Source organism: Cellulomonas sp. NPDC055163, from assembly GCF_053607065.1.
Map to the genome: position 1 here is coordinate 251794 of NZ_JBSGSU010000004.1, position 20249 is coordinate 272042.

General features: G+C 76.2%; 17 protein-coding genes. 15 read left to right on the plus strand and 2 right to left on the minus strand.

The annotated features are described in order from the left end of the window. The first annotated feature begins 11 nt into the window (after positions 1–11). The 12 genes from ACWFNE_RS09545 to ACWFNE_RS09600 all read left to right on the plus strand — a co-directional run bounded on the left by ACWFNE_RS09545 (position 12) and on the right by ACWFNE_RS09600 (position 13977). Positions 12–701: an AAA family ATPase gene (locus ACWFNE_RS09545; RefSeq protein ID WP_452122182.1), complete on the plus strand. Its 690-nt coding sequence runs from the start codon at positions 12–14 to the stop codon at positions 699–701. Between the two features lie 102 nt (positions 702–803). Beyond that, a complete protein-coding gene (locus ACWFNE_RS09550) occupies positions 804–1571 on the plus strand; it encodes an ATP/GTP-binding protein (protein WP_452122183.1) in 768 nt (255 codons plus the stop codon). Between the two features lie 114 nt (positions 1572–1685). Continuing rightward, on the plus strand, positions 1686–3089 hold the full coding sequence (locus ACWFNE_RS09555; protein WP_452122184.1) for an MFS transporter: 1404 nt from the start codon (positions 1686–1688) through the stop codon (positions 3087–3089). Beyond that, entirely contained in the window at positions 3086–3928 is an 843-nt protein-coding gene (locus ACWFNE_RS09560) for an HAD family hydrolase (protein ID WP_452122185.1), read from the plus strand. Before ACWFNE_RS09555 ends, ACWFNE_RS09560 begins: the two co-directional genes overlap by 4 nt. 145 nt (positions 3929–4073) lie before the next feature. After that, positions 4074–5144 carry an AvrD family protein gene (locus tag ACWFNE_RS09565; RefSeq protein ID WP_452122186.1) on the plus strand — a complete coding sequence of 357 codons (1071 nt, stop codon included), beginning with the start codon at positions 4074–4076 and terminating at the stop codon, positions 5142–5144. Then, positions 5141–6166: a beta-ketoacyl-ACP synthase III gene (locus ACWFNE_RS09570; RefSeq protein WP_452122187.1), complete on the plus strand. Its 1026-nt coding sequence runs from the start codon at positions 5141–5143 to the stop codon at positions 6164–6166. Before ACWFNE_RS09565 ends, ACWFNE_RS09570 begins: the two co-directional genes overlap by 4 nt. After that, positions 6163–6405: an acyl carrier protein gene (locus ACWFNE_RS09575; RefSeq protein WP_452122188.1), complete on the plus strand. Its 243-nt coding sequence runs from the start codon at positions 6163–6165 to the stop codon at positions 6403–6405. Before ACWFNE_RS09570 ends, ACWFNE_RS09575 begins: the two co-directional genes overlap by 4 nt. 138 nt (positions 6406–6543) lie before the next feature. Continuing rightward, a complete protein-coding gene (locus ACWFNE_RS09580) occupies positions 6544–7425 on the plus strand; it encodes a 4'-phosphopantetheinyl transferase family protein (RefSeq protein WP_452122189.1) in 882 nt (293 codons plus the stop codon). 10 nt (positions 7426–7435) lie between these two features. Further along, entirely contained in the window at positions 7436–8170 is a 735-nt protein-coding gene (locus tag ACWFNE_RS09585) for a response regulator transcription factor (RefSeq protein ID WP_452122190.1), read from the plus strand. Further along, complete coding sequence (locus ACWFNE_RS09590; RefSeq protein ID WP_452122191.1) at positions 8167–9714, plus strand: sensor histidine kinase; 1548 nt, start codon at positions 8167–8169, stop codon at positions 9712–9714. The genes ACWFNE_RS09585 and ACWFNE_RS09590 overlap by 4 nt, the downstream gene beginning before the upstream one ends. A 107-nt stretch (positions 9715–9821) precedes the next feature. Then, complete coding sequence (locus ACWFNE_RS09595) at positions 9822–10769, plus strand: hypothetical protein (protein ID WP_452122192.1); 948 nt, start codon at positions 9822–9824, stop codon at positions 10767–10769. A gap of 172 nt (positions 10770–10941) precedes the next feature. Continuing rightward, entirely contained in the window at positions 10942–13977 is a 3036-nt protein-coding gene (locus ACWFNE_RS09600) for a glycosyl hydrolase (protein WP_452122193.1), read from the plus strand. 196 nt (positions 13978–14173) lie between these two features. Here the strand turns inward: ACWFNE_RS09600 and ACWFNE_RS09605 are convergent, their stop codons facing one another. Then, on the minus strand, positions 14174–14986 hold the full coding sequence (locus tag ACWFNE_RS09605; protein ID WP_452122194.1) for a hypothetical protein: 813 nt from the start codon (positions 14984–14986) through the stop codon (positions 14174–14176). 174 nt (positions 14987–15160) lie between these two features. On the opposite strand from ACWFNE_RS09605, the gene ACWFNE_RS09610 reads away from it, so the two are divergent. Next, entirely contained in the window at positions 15161–16741 is a 1581-nt protein-coding gene (locus tag ACWFNE_RS09610) for a DNA repair protein RadA (RefSeq protein WP_452122195.1), read from the plus strand. A 410-nt stretch (positions 16742–17151) separates the two neighbouring features. Further along, the gene (gene disA / locus ACWFNE_RS09615; protein WP_452122196.1) at positions 17152–18231 is read left to right on the plus strand and encodes a DNA integrity scanning diadenylate cyclase DisA; all 1080 of its coding nucleotides are present in this window, start codon (positions 17152–17154) and stop codon (positions 18229–18231) included. Positions 18232–18349: 118 nt separating this feature from the next. On the opposite strand, the gene ACWFNE_RS09620 is transcribed toward disA, so the two are convergent. Further along, positions 18350–18961, minus strand: coding sequence for a hypothetical protein (locus ACWFNE_RS09620; RefSeq protein WP_452122197.1), 612 nt, complete (start codon positions 18959–18961; stop codon positions 18350–18352). 342 nt (positions 18962–19303) lie between these two features. Here ACWFNE_RS09620 and ACWFNE_RS09625 point away from each other — a divergent pair, with 342 nt between their 5' ends. Continuing rightward, a complete protein-coding gene (locus ACWFNE_RS09625; RefSeq protein ID WP_452122198.1) occupies positions 19304–20215 on the plus strand; it encodes an A/G-specific adenine glycosylase in 912 nt (303 codons plus the stop codon). The last annotated feature ends 34 nt before the right edge of the window (positions 20216–20249 follow it).

A 20249-nucleotide genomic window follows, 5' to 3' on the forward strand; every position in this document is an offset into this window, starting at 1 on the left:
GAGGAGACCTCGTGCGCATCGCCGTCGTCGGAGCCTACGGCTCGGGCAAGACCACCCTGACCGACCAGCTCGCGCACGCGCTGTCCCACCCGGTGTCGCGCGCGACCCCGATGGCGCGGCCGCTCGGGTCCACCCACGTCGCCGCGAGCGAGTGCACGCCCGCCGAGCTCGTGCAGCTCGCCGTCCGGCGGCTGGTCGAGCGCAGCGTCGAGGAGGAGCGGCACGTCGGGGCGTTCGTCTCGGACGGCTCGGTGCTGCACGACTGGGTCTACGCCGAGTGGCTCCTGCGCACCGGGTCCTACCCCGCGCAGGTCCCGGCGGACGCCGCCGGACCCCCGGTGGTGTCGTCCGACGCGTTCGACCCGCTCACGCTCGTCCACCAGGTCGCCCTGCTGAGCCGGCACCGCGTCGCCGAGCGGTACGACCTGTGGATCCACGTCCCGGTCGAGCACGCGCTGCAGGACGCCGTCCCGCCGATCAGCGAGGCGTTCCGGCACGCGACCGACCTGCGGCTGCTCGGCGTCCTGGCCGCCGAGGGCGTCCGGCCCCACGTGGTGCGCGGGACTCCCGACGCCCGGCTCGCGCAGGCCCTGGCCCTCGTCGAGGAGGTCGCTGCGGCGACCGGCGAGACCGCGCACGCCGCCGCCGGGGTGCGCCTGGCGACGGAGGCGCCGCCGGCCCCCGTCGGTGCCCGGACCTGACCCCCCGGGCACGGGCCCCGACGGGGACACCCACCCGCACGCCGCGCCCACCCCACGCACCTGCACGCCCCACGCCCCGCACGCCACCGAAGGAGACAGTCGATGCAAGAGAACCTCCACCTCGCGATCTCGGGGACCTACTCCACGGGCAAGAGCACGACGACCGAGGCGCTGTCGATCGCGACCGGCATCCCCCGGACCCACGCGATGACCTCGCGCGAGATCCTCATCGACCTCATCCCCGGCAAGACCGTCATGGAGCTCAACGCGATGGAGCTCGTGAAGCTCGGGCTGCGGCGCTTCGAGGAGCGCGTGCACAACGAGTCGCAGCCCGGCCCGTTCATCTCCGACGGCGGCGTCTTCCACGAGTGGGTCTACTTCGAGGCGCGCATGCGCGTCGGCATCAACCCGGGCGCGCCCTGGTGGTTCCAGGCCATCAAGAAGGTCACCGGCCTGCCCGTCAAGCACTTCTACCAGCGCTACACCGACACGCTCGGCGACGTCACGAAGGCCCGCGCCAAGCGCCTCTACGACGCGTACGTGCACCTCCCGGTCGAGTTCGACATGCGACCCGACGGCCACCGCCCGGTGTCCGAGCCGTTCCGCCGGCTGTCCGACGACCTCCTCATCGAGGCGCTCGAGGACCTCGAGATCCCGTACCACGTCGTCGGCGGCCCGATCCCCGAGCGCGTCGAGAAGATCGTCGCGCTGTTCGACCTGCCCGTCGTGGTCCCCGTCGACGAGGCGATCGGGCTCGCGACCGAGCGCGTCGCGGCGGCCACGAAGGTGCTCGAGGACGACGCCCGCTTCCACGAGGCGCAGCGCACCAAGTCGCTGCGCCGGCGCATCGGATACGCGCTGCGCTACTGACCCGTGCGCTCCCCCGCGCACCGCACCGCCGACCCCGCCCGGCACCCCGCACGACCCACGCCGACGTCCACGCCGCCGCCGACCCCGCGGCGGCCGTCCCACCGAGAGGCCCCCATGACCGTCCAGACCCCGGCACCCACGCCGACCCGCACCGCCGGCCACCGGCCCGGCGCCGTCCTCGCGCTCCTCGCCGCGGCGCAGGGCATCATCGCGCTCGACTACAACATCGTCTTCGTGGCGCTGCCGGAGATCGGGCGCTCGCTCGGCTTCGGCCAGCAGGACCTGCAGTGGGTCGTCTCCGCCTACGCCGTCGCGTTCGGCGGGTTCCTGCTCCTCGGGGGCCGCGCGGCGGACCTCTTCGGCCGGCGCCGCATGTTCGTGCTGGGCCTCGCGCTGTACGCGGTGTCGTCGCTCGTCGGCGGGCTCGCCGGCTCACCCGTGGTCCTCGTGCTCGCGCGCGCGGTCCAGGGCCTCGGCGGCGCGTTCCTGGCACCCGCGACCCTCTCGCTCGTCACGACGTCGTTCGCGGAGGGCCGCGAGCGCAACCGGGCCATCTCGATCTGGGGTGCGGCTGGGAGCTCGGGGATGGTCCTCGGCTCGCTGCTGGGCGGTGTGCTGACGGACCGGTTCGGCTGGCCCTCGGTGTTCTGGGTCAACGTGCTGCTCGCGGGCATCGGGGTCGTGCTGGCGTTCGTGCTGCTGGCCCGCGACCCGGCACGCACCGGCGGCGCCCGCGGGTTCGACCTGCCGGGGGCCGTGACGGCCACCGTCGGGTCGACCGCGCTCGTGCTCGCGCTGGTCCAGGCGCCCAAGGTCGGCTGGACGTCGGTCGAGACGTTCCTGACGGTCGGCGCCGCGGTCGCGGTCCTCGCGCTGTTCGTCCTGATCGAGCGTCGCTCGGCCGACCCGCTGCTGCCCCTCACGCTCTTCCGGAACCGCAGCGTGAGCGTCGGGGCGTCCCTGACCTTCCTGTTCATGGCGACCTTCGGGGCCGTCGCCTACTTCCTGACGCTGTACTTCCAGGACGTGCTCGGGTACTCGCCGCTCGCGACGGGCTTCGCCTTCGTCCTGCCGTGCGTCTTCGTCCTGCTGGGCACCATCGTCGGGGGCCGGCTCGCGACCCGCTCGGGCCTGCGCGCGGCGCTGACGGCCGGCTTCGCGATCGGGCTCGTCGGGACGCTCGTGCTGGCCGCGACGATCTCGGCGGACGGGTCGTACCTGGTCGCCGCGGGGCCGCTCGCGTTCCTCAGCCTCGGGCAGGGCATCGTCTTCACGGCGATGTACGCGGCGGCGACCAGCGGTGTCGAGGCCCAGGACCAGGGCATCGCGTCGGGCGTCGCGACGGCGGGGCAGCAGGTCGGCGGGGCCGTCGGGCTCGCCGTGCTCGTGGCCGTCGCCGGGGCTGTGACCGGCGACAGCGCGGGGGTCGACGGAATCCGGGTCGCCACGTTCGTGATCGCCGTCGGGGCGGGGCTCGGCATCGCCCTGACGGCGCTGCTGCCCCGGCGCGCCGCGTGACCGGGCCGTCGTCGCAGGACGCCGGGCGCGGCGGCGCGGGCAGCGCGGCCGACACCGGCAGCGCGGGCCGTGCGGCCCGTCCGGGCAGCGCGGGCGGCACGGCCGGTCCGGGCAGCGCAGGCGGCACGGCCAGCGCGGGCGGCACGGCCGGTCCGGGCAGCGCGGTCTTCGTGGACGTGGACGACACGCTCGTGCACGGCGTGACCCTGTTCGACTTCCTCGCGTGGTGGTACGTGCGGGAGGAGCCCGCGGGCGACGCGCTCGCGGTCCTGCGCGCCGACCTCGCCGACCTGCGGCAGCGGGGCCGTCCCCGCGCCGAGCTCAACCGCCGCGCGTTCGCGCCGTACGCGGGGCGGAGCGTCGCCCGCACGTGGGCGCTCGCCGAGGAGTGGTGGGCCGAGGGGACGGCGGCCGGGGACCCGGTCCGCGGCGAGGTCGCCGCGCGGGTGGCGGCGCACCGGGCGGACGGCGCGCGCGTCGTGCTCGTCTCCGGCTCGTTCGACGCCCCGCTCGCGCCGCTCGCCCGGGCGGTCGGTGCGCACGACGTCCTCGCGTCCGCGCCCGTCGTCACGGACGGGCGCTACACCGGCGACGTGGAGCCGCTCGTCGGGTCGGCGAAGCCGGCGGCCGTGCTGCGGTACTGCGCCCGGCACGGCGTCGACCCGGCACGCTCCTTCGCCTACGGCGACCACGAGAGCGACGTCCCGGTCCTCGCGTGCGTGGGGCACGCGGTCGTCCTCGCCGGGGACCGCGTGCTCGACGACGTCGCGCGGCGCCGGGGGTGGGAGGTCCTCGCGCGCGAGCCCGCACCGGCTCGGGTGCTCGCGGGCGCGCTCTGACCCCGCGGCCACCCACGACGCCTCGCGGCCCACCCTCGACCGCCGGACCCGCCCGACCCGCTCGACGGCCCGACCGCCCGACCCGCTCACCTCGCACCTCCCGGCGCTCCCCGCACGCCCCGCTCGCCCCAGGAAAGGACACCCGATGACGACCACACCCGTGCACGCGCTCGACGACCCCGACCGCACGGCGACCTGCGCGGCCCCGGACCGGTGGATCGGCGCGGTCGACGCCTACCTCGGCCCGCGCGAGACCCGCTTCTTCGGCTCGGGCTACCGGACGGTCGAGGCCGCCCTGCACGCCGTCCGGGTCGTGCACGTCCGGCGCGACGGCACGAGCGGGGAGCCCGGTGCCACGGGGCTCACCGCACGCGGCGTCGTCGACCCCGGGGAGCGCTGGTCCACGAAGGGCGACCACGACCTCGCCCCGCACCTGAGCACCCCGGACGTGCTGCGCCTCACCGAGGCCGTGGCGCTGCGGCTGCTCGCGACGCACCTCGCCGCGGGGCCGCCACCCGGCGCCTGGCTCGACGAGGTGCGGGTCAGTGCGGGGCGCACGCCCGTCGAGGACGAGCTGGACGGGTTCGACGTGCGCGCGACGCTCCGCGACGACGGCCCGGACACCGCGCTGCTCGACCTCACGCTCGCCACGATGACCGTGCGCGCCTCGGTGCGGGGGCTCGCCGGGGCGGCACGCCGGACGGGGCCCGCCGGCTCCCCGGCACCGCGCGGCGCCGCCGTGACCGCCGAGGTGCTGCCGCGCCCGCGCCGGCTCACCGTGGACCGGGTCCGGCTGCAGGGGTCGTCGCCGGCCGTCGCCGTCGCCGAGCTCGTCCTCGACGAGCCCCCGGGCGCCGACCACCCCGCGGGCCTGCCGGCCGGTCCGCGCCACGACCTGGGCGCCTCCGGGCACAGGGCGGTGACGCTCGTCGACCACCTCGTGACGGGGCTGCAGCTCGGCCAGGTGCTGCTCTACGAGCTCGACGGCCTGGACCGCGCCCGCAGCAGCACGCTGTGGATGCGCAGCACCACGGTGCTGCGCGCACGGCCACCGCGCGCCGCGGAGCCCCGCAGCGCCGTGCAGGCGGAGCTGCGGGGCAGCCGGGTCCTCGTCAAGGGCGGCGTCACGTGGCGCTGCGCCGACATCGTCTCCGCCGGCGGCGGCGTCACCGTCGTCTGCTCGGTCGCGCACGCTCTCCCCGGCGTGCGCTCGTGACGGCGGCGCTGCTCGCAGGTCTCGGCGGTGCGCTCGGTGCCCGCCTCGTGACCAACGACATGCTCGCCGCGACCCTCGACACCTCCGACGCGTGGATCTCGCAGCGCACGGGGATCCGCCAGCGCTACGTCGCGTCCGCCGCGGAGAGCACCGGCGACCTCGCGGTGACCGCGGGCCGCCGGGCCCTGGAGTCCGCGGGCGGCGGAGCCGTTGACCTCGTGGTCGTCGCGACGACGACCCCCGACCACCCCTGCCCGGCGACCGCGCCGACAGTCGCGTCACGGCTGGGTCTCGGCACCGTCCCCGCGTACGACGTCGCCGCGGTGTGCAGCGGGTTCCTGTACGCGCTCGCGGCGGGGACGGCGGCCGTCGAGTCCGGCCGGCACCAGCGCGTCCTCGTCGTCGGCGCGGAGACCTACAGCCGGATCGTCGACCCGACGGACCGCGGCACCGCGATCCTGTTCGGTGACGGGGCGGGCGCCGTCGTGCTCGAGAGCGGCGAGCCGGGCGACCCGGGTGCCGTCGGCAGCATCTCGCTGCACTCCGACGGCGGCCACCGCGAGCTCATCACGGTCGAGGAGGGCGGCAGCCGCCACCCCGCGGACCCCACGGGGGCACGCACCGCGCGCGGGTGGTTCACGATGCAGGGCCGTCAGGTGTTCGCGCTCGCGACCCGCGCGATGACGGCCGCGTCGCGCAGCGCCCTCGACGCCGCCGGGTGGGCCACGGGCGACGTCGACTGGCTCGTCGCGCACCAGGCGAACCGGCGGATCCTCGACGCCGTCGCGGGTGAGCTCGGCGTCGACCCCGAGCGCGCCGTCGTGCACGTCGACCGGGTCGGCAACACGTCGGCCGCGTCGATCCCGCTCGCCCTGTGCCACGCGTCGCCGGGGATGACGCGCGGCGACCGCGTCCTGCTCACCGCGTTCGGCGGGGGCGCGACGTGGGGAGCTGTGACCTTGACCTGGCCCGGGCTCGTCGCCCGGGACATCACGCCGGAGAGGGAGTGGGAGCTGTCATGAACGCCACCGTGGACTCGGTCCTCACCGTCCTGCGGGGACTCGCCCCCGCCGAGCTCGACGGGCTCGGCCCGCGCACGCCCTTCGAGGAGGCCGAGATCGACTCGCTCGTGCTCGTCGAGGCCGCGGTCAAGCTCAGCAGCGCGTACGGGGTGCACCTCGAGGACACCGACGTCGAGCAGGCGGGCACCGCTGCCGGCCTCACCGAGCTGATCCTCCGGCGCGCCGCTGCGGAGGGGTAGCGCGTGGTGTCCCGCGAGCGGGCGCGGTCCGACACGGGGCGAGCCGTCGCGGCGCGGTGCGACGCGGGGCGAGCCGTCGCGGCGCGGTCCGACGCGGCGCGGTCCGACGCGGGCCGGGCTGACGCGGGGCCGTCGGGCGTGGGTCTCCTGGAGCCGGACCCCACGTCCGTGCGCGTCGCGTGGGCCCGGACGGTGCCCGCGCACGTCGCCCTCCCCGTGCTGAGCGCTGCGGAGCGGGGCCGGCTGGCGCGGACCCGCTCCGCACCGGCACGTGACCGGTTCGCCTCCGGCCGGGCCCTCGCGCGCCTGCTCGTCGCGGAGGTGCTCGGGTGCTCGGCGCGCGAGGTCCCGCTGGCGCTGCCGCCCGGGGCGTCGCGGGGCCGGCCGTCGGTCACGGGGAGCACCCTCGACCTGTCGATCACCCACTCGGCCGGGCTGGCCGTCGTCGCGGTGCACCCCACGGGCCGCGTGGGCGTGGACGCCGAGCGCGTGCGCCGCGTCACCGCCGGGCTCGCCGCGCGCGTGCTGTCGCTCGCGGAGGCGGCGCGCCACGAGGACCCTGGCGCGCCGCTCGACGACGCGGGGCTCCTGACGTACTGGTGCCGCAAGGAGGCCGTCCTCAAGTGCGCCGGCACGGGCCACGCGGTGCGGATGACCACGCTCACGGTGTCCGCGCCGGGCCACCGGGCGACGCTCCTCGACGCGGGTGCGCCGGCCGTGGCGGGACCACTCGGCCAGCCCGACGTCGCGCTGCCCGGCTCCGCGCTGCCCGACCCCACGTCGCGCGGCCTCGCCGTGCACGACCTCACGCCGCGCGGCCTCGCCGTGCACGACCTCACGCTGCACGACGTCCCGCTGCCGCCCGGCTTCCGCGGCGCGCTCGCGCTGACCGGCGGGCCGTGCGCCCCGGTCGCGCCCGTCCGCGTCGACCTGCGCTCCGCGGCAGGACCGGCCGCTGCCCAGGGGTGGTCACAGGAGGTTCACAGGCAGCGACCAGAGGTGGCCCAGGTTCCCGGGTGACGCTGCACGCATGACGATCACGACGCCCCAGCGCGACCACCTGACCCGTGCCGACGGGACCGCGGTGCGCGCCCTCGTCGTCGACGACGAGCCCATGCTCGCCGAGCTCCTCTCGACCGCGCTGCGCTACGAGGGCTGGCAGGTCCAGTCCGCGCTGACCGGGCAGGCCGCGATCGCCGACGCGCGCCGCCTCGAGCCCGACGTGATCCTGCTCGACATCATGCTGCCCGACCTCTCGGGCCTCGAGGTCCTGCGCCGCATCCGCGCGTCGCACCCGTACGTCCCGGTGCTGTTCCTCACCGCGAAGGACGCCGTCGAGGACCGCGTCGCGGGGCTCACCGCGGGCGGCGACGACTACGTGACGAAGCCGTTCAGCCTCGAGGAGGTCGTGGCCCGGCTGCGGGCGCTGCTGCGCCGGGCCGGCGCCGTCAACCAGCGTGAGGAGGCCGTGCTCGTCGTCGGGGACCTGCGCCTCGACGAGGACAGCCACGAGGTGTCCCGGGCGGGCCGGGACATCCGGCTGACCGCGACCGAGTTCGAGCTGCTCCGCTACTTCATGCGCAACCCGCGCCGGGTGCTGTCCAAGGCGCAGATCCTCGACCGTGTGTGGCAGTACGACTTCGGCGGCCAGGCCAACATCGTCGAGCTGTACGTCTCCTACCTGCGGCGCAAGATCGACGCCGGGCACGAGCCGATGATCCACACGCTGCGCGGCGCCGGGTACGTGCTCAAGCCGGCTCCGTGACGGGGTCGCCCCGCCGCTGGACCCTCGGGCGGCGCCTCGTCGCGGTGCTCGTGGGTCTGCTCGCGCTCGTCGCGGGGGTCATGGGTGTCGTCTCGACGCTCGCACTGCGCGGGACGCTGCTCGACCAGATCGACGCGCGCCTCGAGTCCGCGAGCGCACGGGCCGCGGACGCACCGGGTCCGCGGCCGGGCGGCGCGGCGGGTGACGGCGCGGGCTCCGAGCCCGACGGCCGGCGCGTCCCGTTCGCGCTGCGCGGCCCCGGTCAGGACGTCGGCACCGTGAACCTCGGCACCGTCGACGGCGACGTCACGGCCGGGTACGTCGACGACGGCGGCACGTTCCGCCGGTTGACGCCCGCCCAGACCGCCGAGCTCGCGTCGACGCCCGCCGACTCCGTCCCGCGCACGGTCGAGGTCGACGGTCTCGGGACCTACCGGGTCGTCGCGACGACGGACTCCCGCGGCGAGCTGGTGGTGACCGGGCTGCCGACGGCGACCACCACGAGCACGGTGACCGGGTACGTCGTCGTCGAGGTCGTGGTCGCCGTCGCCGCGCTGGGTGTCGCCGCGGCGGTCGGCACGGTGCTGGTGCGGCGTGAGCTGCGCCCGCTGCACCGGGTCGCGGCGACCGCGACGCGTGTCGCCGAGCTCCCGCTCGACCGCGGCGAGGTCGTCCTCGCGGACCGCGTGCCGGCGCAGGACACCGACCCGGCGACCGAGGTGGGGCAGGTCGGCGCGGCGCTGAACCGCCTGCTCGGGCACGTGGAGTCGTCGCTGGCGGCGCGTCAGGAGTCCGAGACCCAGGTGCGGCAGTTCGTCGCGGACGCGAGCCACGAGCTGCGGACCCCGCTCGCCTCGATCCGCGGGTACGCCGAGCTCGTGCGCCGCTCGCCCGAACCGCTGCCCGTCGACGCGGTGCGGGCCGTCCAGCGCGTGGAGTCCGAGGCGCTGCGCATGACGGCGCTCGTCGAGGACCTCCTGCTGCTCGCGCGGCTCGACGCCGGGCGTGAGCTCGAGCGCGCGGAGGTCGACCTGACGGCGCTCGCGCTCGACGCGGTCGCCGACGCCCACGTCGCGGCGCCGGGCCACGTGTGGCACCTCGACGTGGACGACGACCCCGAGCACCCCCCGCTCGTGCGCGGCGACGACCACCGCCTGCGTCAGGTGCTGGTCAACCTGCTCGCGAACGCGCGCGTGCACACGCCCCCGGGCACGACGGTCGACGTGCGGGTGCGCGCCGACGCCGAGCACGTGACGGTGCGTGTGCAGGACGACGGGCCCGGCATCGCGCCCGAGCTGCTCCCCCGGCTGTTCCAGCGGTTCACGCGGGGCGACGCGTCGCGGAACCGGGCGAGCGGCTCGTCGACGGGCCTGGGGCTCGCGATCGCGCACGCGGTGGTGAGCGCGCACGGCGGGGCGATCGTGGTGGAGAGCCGGCCGGGCCGCACGGCGTTCACGGTGGAGCTGCCCGTCGCGGAGGGTGACGCGGGCTGCAGTGGCGGGCAGCGCGGTGACGCGGCGGAGCTCAGGCCGGCAGCGCGGTGACGGTGCGGCGCGCGGTGGTGTGCCGTGCGGCGCGCGGACCGCTGCGCGTGCGGGCACGGTTTCGTCGGCCGCCGGAGCTGGGGTGCTGCGCGCGCTAGCGTGGCGGGATGCGCACGTTCGTGCGGCGCGGACTCGGATCGGTGCTCCTCGGGGGCGTCGCACTGGCCGCTGCGGCGTGCCTCGCCGGGCCCGCGTCCGGGGCCGCCGAGGTGCAGAGCTGCGCGGAGGTGCTCCCTGCCTCGACCGACGGCATCCTCACGCCCGACACCGCGACGGTGCGGCCGGGCGTGCCCGCCCTCGCGATCCTGACCGGGTTCGCGCGGTGGCCGACGGGGCTGGTGGGGGGCGGCTCGGGCGAGACGTTCATGAGCTGCACCCCGTGGGCGCCGCAGGGGGCCGCCGAGGTCATGGCACCGCGGGAGCCGGCCCTGTTCCTCGTCGACGTGCCCGCGGGGGCCCCCGCCGGCGCGTACCCCCTGAGCGTCTACTTCATCGACGGTCCGGTGCCGCCCGGCACCCCGGGCACGCGCGTGCAGCTGAGCACGACCCTCACGGTCTCGCCCGGTCACGTACCGGTCCCCGGTTCGAGCGCGGTGTGCGCGCTCCCCGCCGAGGCGGCGCCCTCGGGGCGGCTGGTCCTTCCCGGCACCGTGGCACCTGGGGGGACCCTGCCGCTCGGGCTGGTCGACGCCGTCGGTCAGGTCGGCGGGTTCAACGAGTACGACACCCTCTGGGCCGTCGCGTGCGTCGACGGCGTCGCGACACCCGTCGTGCAGGACCTGTCGTCCGGCGCCACGGCCGAGGCGAGCGTCCCGGCCGGCTCGTCGCCGGGACCGCGCGCGGTGCGCCTGCTGGGTGTGCTCGACGGCAGGGCCGTCTGGTGGGACGCCACGGTCATCGTCACGGCGAGCTCAGGAGGGGCGGTCACCGGTCTGCCCAGCACAGGGGCGTCGGTACCCGCGCTCGCCGGGGCGGCCACGGGTCTGCTGGTCGCCGGCCTCGTGCTCGTGCGCGTGCGCACGACCCGGCGCCGGACGGGCGTCGCGGGCGCCTGACCGCTCGCGGGGAGCGCCCGACGGCGGAACCCGCCCGTGCGCGGGTGCGGTCCGAAACGTTTCGCCACCGCCGCACCCTCGTCAGGGCGCACTTTGTTCCGTAACTTGACAAAGCCTCGTCCGCGAGGCCGCACCGCGCGTGCGCCCGGTGCGGTGACCACCTGGAGGTTCAATGAGGAACCCGACCCTGGCGCGCCGCGCGCGCGCCCTGACGGCAGCGGTCGCCGCCGCGGCCGTCGGCGGTCTGACGGCGACGCTCCCGGCCCAGGCCGTGCACGCCGCCCCGGCCGTACCCGTCGCGGAGACCGCGACCGTCGTCGACCCCGGCGCCACCGCCGAGACGCGGTCGCTCTTCTCGTTCCTGCGCGACGTGCGCGGCGAAGGCATCCTGTTCGGCCACCAGCACACGACGTCGTTCGGCGTGACGGTCGGCGACCTGCCCGACGGCACGAGGTCCGACGTCGAGGCCGCCGTCGGCGACTTCCCGGCCGTCTTCGGGTGGGACACGCTCATCCTCGAGGGACGCGAGAAGCCCGGCGTGCTGGGCGCCCCCGTCGAGCAGAACATCGCGGTCTTCGCCGACTACATGGAGAAGGCGCACGCGTTCGGCGGCATCAACACCATCAGCGCCCACATGAACAACTTCGTCACGGGCGGCGACTTCTACGACACCGAGGGGAGCACCGTCACGGCGATCCTGCCCGGCGGCCCGAAGCACGCCGAGCTGAACGCGTACCTCGACGACATCGCCGCGCTCGCGGACCGGACGCGCGACGCCGACGGCGAGCTCATCCCGATCATCTTCCGGCCCTGGCACGAGAACGCCGGCTCCTGGTTCTGGTGGGGCGCCGCGCACGCGACCCCGGGCGAGTTCGTCGAGCTCTGGCGGTACACCGTCGAGTACCTGCGCGACACCAAGGGCGTCAGCAACTTCCTCTACGCGTACTCCCCGGGCGGGAGCTTCGGCGGCGTCGACGACGTCTACCTGCGCACCTACCCCGGCGACGCGTACGTCGACATCCTCGGCTACGACAACTACGACGGCAGCGCCACGGCCGACAGCAGCGCGTGGCTGGACGGCGTGGTCCAGGACCTCGCGATGATCGCGGACCTCGCCGACGCGAAGGGCAAGATCTCCGCGTTCACCGAGTTCGGGCCCACGGGCGGCAAGCTCCGCGCCAACGGCGAGGGCGTCAACCTGCACTGGTTCACGGACCTGCTCGACGCGATCGAGGCCGACCCGAAGGCGTCCCGCAGCGCGTACATGCCGACCTGGGCGAACTTCGACCCGCTCCGCCCGGCGATCCCGTACCCCGCGACGGGCGACCTTCCGGCGCACGAGATGCTGCCCGACTTCCAGGCGTTCGAGGCCGACCCGTTCAGCTTCTTCGCGGACGACCTCGACCTCGCCGACGTCTACGGGCGGACGGTCGAGACGACCGAGCACGCGCCGTTCGCGCACGTCGTGACCCCGGCGGCCGGCCAGCGGATCACCGCCTCCCCCGCGGTGGTCCGGGCGAAGCTCGTGGGCGGCGAGGCGACCGACGCGTGGTTCACGGTGGACGGCGACGCCACGCGCCACCCGCTCGCGCTCGACGACGAGGGCTACCTCTCGGCGGCGTGGACGCTCACGGCCGAGCAGCTCGACAACAGCACGCACACCGTGCACGTGACGGTCGAGGTCGCCGGCTCCGAGCCGCTGACCGCGAGCTCGACGGTCATCCTCGGCGCGCGCCCGGTGCTCCCGCCCGGCGTGGTCGACGACTTCGAGGGCTACGGCGACGACGAGGCCCTGCGCGCCGAGTTCTCGACCGCGGGGGTCAACACCATCTCGCTCGAGACCGGTGAGGTCGGCGGCGGCGAGAAGGCGCTCCGGCTCGACTACGACTTCACGTCGCAGACGTACACCGGGATCATCAAGAAGTTCTCGGGCGACTGGACCCGGTTCTCGGACCTGTCGATCTGGGTCCGCCCCGACGGCTCGGGCAACCGCATGGTCCTCCAGCTCGTCGCCGACGGCGTCTCCTTCGAGGCGTACCCGTCGCTCGCCGGGACTCAGGCGCAGGTCGTCACGATCCCGTTCGAGGACTGGCGCCCCGCACCGTGGGACACGTCGAACGCCGACCGGCGGCTCACGCACGACGAGCTGGCCAAGATCACGCAGTTCAACGTGTACGTCAACGAGGAGCCCGCCGCCGGGACGAGGTCCGGCAGCATCGTCTTCGACGAGGTCCGCGCGACCGGCACCGCCTCGTCCGGGTTCACGGACGTCGACGCCGACCACCCGTACTTCGCGGAGATCGCCTGGGCCAAGCGGGCCGGGATCGCCACGAGCTGGCCCGACGGGACCTACCGGCCCTCGGCCAAGGTGACGCGCGAGACGCTCGCGACGTTCCTGCACGCGCTCGTCGACCCGGAGTTCACCGCGCCCGCGACGCCCACCTTCACGGACGTCCCGACCACCCACCCGGCGTTCGAGGCGATCGAGTGGGCGGCGTCCCTGGGCCTCGTGCGCGGCGACGGGTACACCAAGTTCCGCCCCGGGAACACGGTGGCCCGCGAGGGCGTCGCCGCCGCGCTGTACGCGCTGCGCGGCACCGACGAGGTGCCCGAGCCCGGCACCCAGACGTTCACGGACGTCCGCCCGACCCGCGACGAGTGGGCGGCGATCGAGTGGGCGGCGAGCACCGGGATCATGCCCGGGTACCCGTACGACCGGTTCAAGCCGACCGGGAACGTCGACCGCGGCGAGCTCGCGGCCTTCCTCCACCGCTACGACCGGCTGCCCGCCCCACCCGTGGAGTCGGTCCCGCTGTTCGACTTCGAGGACGGCACCCAGGGCTGGACCGGCGCGGGACCCGTCGCGGCGGACGCGGGGCGGCTCGCCGTCACGAGCCCGGCCGGCGGCGGCTGGTTCGGGGTCGACGCCCCGCTCGCCGACCTCACCGGGCGCACCGAGATCCGGATGGACGTCGTCGAGACGGCCGGCGTCAACCCGAAGCTCGCGCTCAAGCTCGGGGGCAGCTGGCAGTGGTGCGAGACGGCCGAGGCCGGGTGGACCTCGGAGCCGCGGACCGGCGAGGACGCGCTGGTCTTCGACCTGACGACGCTCACCGCGGAGTGCACGGCGATGCTCGACGACGTGCGCGGCTTCAACGTCTACCTCAACGAGGGCGAGCACGTCCTCGACACCGTCGAGGCGCGCTGACCCCTCTCGGCACGTCCCTCCGGGGCGTCGGTCCGCACGGGACCGGCGCCCCGGTCGTGCGCCGCGGGTCGGGGTCCGGGGTCGTGCGCCGCGGGTCGGGGTCCGGGGCCGTGCGCCGCGGGTCGGGTCCGGGGCGGGGCGCCGCGGGTCGGGGTCCGGGGTCCGAGGTCCTGGTTCGTGCGTCGCGGGCCGTGGGTCAGAGCGGGAACGCCGCGTACACGTCCCGGATCTGGTCGACGGGCCCGGTCGCCCGGAAGACCGTCGTGCCGTTGGACCAGAGCGCGACGCCCGAGCCGTCCCCCGCGTCGACGATCGTGAAGGTGCCGACGGGCTGGCCGTCGACCACGACCTCACCGGTCTGCGGGAGCGTCACCGGGGCGGACGTCGCACCGGGCGACGGGCTCGCCGACGCGTCCGCGGGGATCCCGGCGGGGAGCGCCGTGGCCAGCGCCGCGAGCTGCGCGGCGGCCTCCTCGGGGGTCTCCCACTGACCGGACTGCACGACCACCTGCGCCGTCCCGCCGTCCGTGTACGTCTCGGTCAACGCCTCGAGCGCACCTGCGGCCGTCCACGCGTCCTCGGGGCCCGACGACGCGAGCGCGTACTGGAGCACCGAGAGCGGCAGCGCCGCGGCGAACGCCGTGGTCGACGTCCGGGCGACGGGCTGCGCGGTCGGGGTCGGGGACGCGAGCGTCACGGTCTCCGCGGCGGGCGCGGCGCCCGGCTCGTCGTCACCACCGGTGAGCACCGCGATCAGCACGCCCGCGAGCACGAGCACCGCGACCACGGCGGCGCCGATCAGGAGCAGCTTCCGGCGGCGCGCGTCCGCGTCGGCCCCGGGCCCCGGGTCGTTCGGTCCGAGCGGGGCGACGCCCTCCGCGGGCGGCGCACCCGGCGTCCCGCCCGCGGGGTGCCCAGGGGCGGAGGCGGGCGCGGCCCAGCCGGTGGACGACGGCGGCGGCTGCGGCAGGTTCCGCCGCGGCTCGCCGCTGGGTCCGGTGTGGCTCATGGACGTCTCCCCTGGTGCGCGATCGGCCCCGCGGCGTGGCGCAGGTCGGTTCGCACGGCAGCCTACTGGCGCGTCCGCGGCGGCCGGCGCACCGCCGCCGCCGGCGTCGCCCCGCGGTGGCCCTCAGCGGCGCGCCGGGAGGGTGTGTGGGTGGTGGCGTCTAGCGTGCCGACCATGACCTCCTCGACCGTCCGGCGCACCGCGTCCGGCTCCGCCGGCACGTCGACCGCCGGGCGGTCCTCCCGTACGACCCGGCCTGGGTACCGGTGCTCGGAGTGCGGCTGGACCACGTCCAAGTGGGCCGGGCGGTGCGGGGAGTGCCAGGCGTGGGGCAGCGTCGCGGAGGACGCCGGACCGGGCGGCGGTGCGCCGCGCACGCCGGTCGTGTCACCGGCGCGCAACCCCGCACGTCCCATCGCGGAGATCGACGTCGAGGCGAGCCGCGCCCGGCCGACCGGCGTCGACGAGCTCGACCGCGTGCTCGGCGGCGGGCTCGTGCCGGGCGCCGTGGTGCTGCTCGCCGGGGAGCCGGGGGTGGGCAAGTCGACCCTGCTGCTCGACGTGGCGTGCCGGGTCGCGCGCGGCACCGAGGGGCCCGGGGCTGACGGACCGGGAGCCGGGGCGGGGCGGACGGGTGCCGGGGGCGGGCGGACGGGTGCCGGGGGCGAGCGGACGGGTGCCGGGGGCGAGCGGACAGGTGCCGCCGGCGAGCCCTCGGGGCGCCGGGTCCTCTACGTGACCGGCGAGGAGTCGGCCGGGCAGGTGCGGCTGCGCGCCGAGCGCATCGGCGCGCTCGACCCCGGGCTGCTGCTCGCCGCCGAGACGGACCTGGGCACCGTGCTCGGGCACATCGAGCACGTGGCGCCCGACCTGCTCGTGCTCGACTCGGTGCAGACCATCGCGTCCGCTGCGGTCGAGGGCACCGCGGGCGGCGTGAGCCAGGTCCGCGAGGTCGCGGCGGCGCTCATCGCGGCCGCGAAGGAGCGGGACCTGCCGGTCGTGCTCGTCGGCCACGTCACCAAGGACGGCTCGGTCGCCGGCCCCCGCACGCTCGAGCACCTCGTCGACGTCGTGTGCCAGTTCGAGGGCGACCGCCACTCGCGCCTGCGTCTCCTGCGCGCGACGAAGAACCGCTTCGGCCCCACGGACGAGGTCGGCTGCTTCGACCTGTCGGAGTCCGGCATCGTCGGGCTCGCGGACCCGAGCGGGCTGTTCGTCTCGCACGAGCGCCACCACGTGCCCGGCACCTGCGTGACCGTGACGCTCGAGGGGCGCCGCCCGCTCGCGACGGAGATCCAGGCACTCGTCGCACCGAGCATGCTCGCGAACCCGCGCCGCACCACGAGCGGGGTCGACGCGAGCCGGCTCGCGATGGTCCTCGCGGTGCTCCAGCGACGCGTCGGTGCTCGGCTCGCCGACCAGGACGTCTACGTGTCGACCGTCGGGGGCGCCCGGGTCGTCGAGCCGTCCGCCGACCTCGCGCTGGCCCTCGCGACCGCGAGCTCCCGCGAGAACGTCGCGCTCCCCCGGGGACTCGTCGCGCTCGGCGAGGTCGGCCTGGCGGGCGAGCTGCGGCCCGTCACCGGTGTGCTGCGCCGGCTCTCCGAGGCGGCCCGGCTCGGCTTCGTCCGGGCGGTCGTCCCCGCCGGGTCGATCGAGCCCGGCACGGCCCCCGCGGGCATCGAGCTGCTCGAGGTCGCGGACCTCGCGGAGGCCGTCCGGGCCACGGGCGTCGCGGGAGACCGCCGCACGTGAGCCTGCAGGGGGCCAAGCCGACCGCCGCGGCTCCGCGTCCCGTGCCGGCCGCACCGCACCCCGGCGTCGCCACGCAGCCCGGCGGCGCAGCCCACCGCGGGGGCGCAGCGCACCCCAGCGGCGCAGCCCACCCCGGCGGCGCAGCCCACCCCAGCAGCGCAGCCCACCCCAGCAGCGCAGCGCACCCCAGCAGCGCAGCCCACCCCAGCGGTGCAGCCCACCCCAGCGGCGCAACCCACCCCAGCGGCGCAACCCACCCCAGCGGCGCAACCCGGACAGCCGTCGCCGGGGCGTCGGTAACGGAACCGACCGGTCCGTCCGCGTCGGCGCGCGCCGTCACCCGACCGCACGCACCCGCCCCACGCGTGGCCTTCACCCCCTCACCACCCGGGCCGCGTAGGATCGCGCGCGTGCCCACCACTCCCGCGCCGGACGACCTCCTGCGGACCACGCTCGCCGCGGTCGCGCCGGGCGGCGAGCTGCGCGACGGGCTCGAGCGCATCCTCCGGGGTCGCACCGGGGCGCTGATCGTGCTCGGTCACGACGCCACGGTCGAGTCGATCTGCTCGGGCGGGTTCGTGCTCGACGTCGAGTTCTCCTCGACCCGCCTGCGCGAGCTCGCGAAGATGGACGGCGCGATCGTCGTCGACCACGACGTCTCCCACATCGTGCGTGCCGCGGTCCAGCTGCTGCCCGACTCGACCATCGAGACGACCGAGTCCGGCACCCGCCACCGCACCGCCGAGCGGGTCGCGAAGCAGACCGGCTTCCCCGTCATCTCCGTCTCGGCGTCGATGCGGATCGTCGCGCTGTACGTCGGCGGCCTGCGGCACGTGCTCGAGGACTCCAACACGATCCTCTCCCGCGCGAACCAGGCGCTCGCGACGCTCGAGCGGTACAAGTCGCGCCTCGACGAGGTCAGCGGCACGCTGTCGGCGCTCGAGATCGAGGACCTCGTGACGGTGCGCGACGTCTCCGCCGTGGTGCAGCGCCTCGAGATGGTCCGGCGCATCTCCGAGGAGATCGAGGGCTACGTCGTCGAGCTCGGCACCGACGGGCGCCTGCTCGCGCTCCAGCTCGACGAGCTGACCGGCGGGATCGGCTCGGACCGCGAGCTCGTCACGCGCGACTACATCGACGTCCGCAAGGACCGCGACGAGGCCGGCGTCCAGGCCGCGCTCGCCGACCTCGACTCGACCGAGCTCCTCGACCTCGCGCACATCGCGCGGGTCCTCGGCCTGCCCGGCGGCGGGGACACCCTCGACGCCGCGGTCGGCCCGCGCGGCTACCGCCTGCTGTCCAAGGTCCCGCGCCTCCCGGTGGCGATCGTGGACCGGCTCGTCGGCCACTTCGGGGGCCTGCAGAAGCTGCTCGCGGCGGGCATCGACGACCTCATGGCGGTCGACGGGGTCGGCGAGCAGCGTGCCCGCGCCGTGCGTGAGGGACTCTCGCGTCTCGCCGAGTCGAGCATCCTCGAGCGCTACGTCTGACCGGCCCGGCGTCCCCACGTCTGACCGGCCCCGCGTCCGCTACGTCTGACCGGCCCGGCGCCCGCCACGTCCGGCGCCCCGCCAGGCCGGGCCCGTGCGGCGACCGACGCGGCCGCGGTCACTCCAGCACGAACACCACGGGGGCCGGTGCGATCGGACCGAGCGTGAGCGCGGCGGAGTAGGTGCCGGGCTGCGCCACCGGCTGGTCGGCCGGGCAGCCCTCGGCGGAGCGCACGCGCTGCCACTGCAGCTGGGTGGCGTCGGCCGTCCCCGGCGGGAGCAGGATCTCCCGGCCCTGCGACTCGGCAGCCGCGCAGTCCCGGCTGGACCAGATGCGGTCCGTCCCGGACGTGATGACGATCTCGCGCTGCGCCTCGCCGACGTCGATGAGGCACGCCGCCGTCCCGTCGTTCGTGAGCGTGACCGTGAGCGTCGGGATCGCGCCGGCGGCGTAGCTCGTGCCGTCCGTGGTGAGCGTGAGGCCGAGCGTCTGCGGGTCGCACGCCGTCGGTGTCGCGTCGTCGTCCTCCGGGGGCTCCGTGGTGCTGGTCGCGGGGGCGGCGTCCTGGGCGGGGTCGGCACCGGCCCCGTCGTCGGTCGAGGAACCGCCCCGCGCTGCGAACGCCCAGACCACGACCGCGACGAGCACGAGCGGGATCCCGACCACGACGATCCGTCGGAACCAGTACACGCGCGCGGGGAGCGGCCCCGCCGGCCTGAGCACACCCATGGGCCAACCCCTCCGTCGGCGCGCACCCGGCGAGCGGAGTGGGGGTCCGTCGGGACGCGGTGCCCCCACGGTACCGACGGAACGGGCGTGCGCCGTCGAGCGGTCCCGGCACGTCGCGAACCGGACAATCCGGAGCCCGGAGGCGCTGCGGGGTGCCCGCGTGCGTGCACCGGGTCCGCGGAGGCTCAGGGTCCGGCGGCGCCCGGCTCGTGCGTGCGCCCGTCCTCGGAGGTCACCCGCCCCGCTCGCGACCGGCTGGACCCGGCGTCGCCGTCGCGTCGTGCGCAGGCGCCGCCAGCCTGTGCGTCCCGAGCGGTGCGCCGCCCGGGAGAGGATGTCCGCGTGACCCACGACCCCGGCCTGCTCCTGGTCCCGCGGGTGCTCGAATGGTTCGCGGAGAACGCGCGCGACCTGCCGTGGCGGGCACCGGACCGCACCCCGTGGGGGGTCCTCGTCAGCGAGGTCATGCTCCAGCAGACCCCGGTGGTGCGCGTGGAGCCCGCGTGGCGCGCGTGGATGTCCGCGTGGCCCGAGCCGGCGGACCTCGCGGCGGCGAGCACCGCGGACGTGCTGCGCGCGTGGGACCGGCTGGGCTACCCCCGCCGGGCGCTGCGGCTCCAGGAGTGCGCGCGCACGGTCGTGACCCGCCACGGCGGCGTCGTGCCGATCGGCGAGGCGGAGCTGCTCGCCCTCCCGGGTGTCGGCAGCTACACGGCCGCCGCGGTGCGGGCGTTCGCGTACGGGCGCCGGTCGGTCGTGCTCGACACGAACGTGCGCCGCGTCCTCGCGCGCACGGCCGCCGGGGCCGCCCTGCCCGGGCCCTCGCAGACCGTCGCGGAGGTGCGCCTCGCCGAGTCGCTCGTGCCCGCGGACGACGCGACCGCCGCCCGCTGGGCCGCCGCGTCGATGGAGCTCGGCGCGCTCGTGTGCACCGCGCGGGGCCCGCGCTGCGACACGTGCCCGGTCGCGGACCTGTGCGTGTGGCGGGCGGCGGGCTACCCGCCCGACGTGCACGCGTCCCGGCGGCGGACGCAGGGGTTCGCGGGGACGGACCGCCAGGTGCGCGGGCGGGTCATGGCGCTGCTGCGGTCGGCGCTCGAGCCCGTCCCGCTCGAGGAGGTCGAGGCCGTGTGGCCGGACCGGACGCAGCTCGCGCGCTGCGTCGACGGGCTCGTCGCGGACGGTCTCGTCACGGCGGTCGAGCACCCGGGCGGCCCGGACGCCGGTCCGCCGACGTACCGGCTGCCGCACTGACGACGACGCCAGCCAGGTGCGGCGCGGGTGTCGA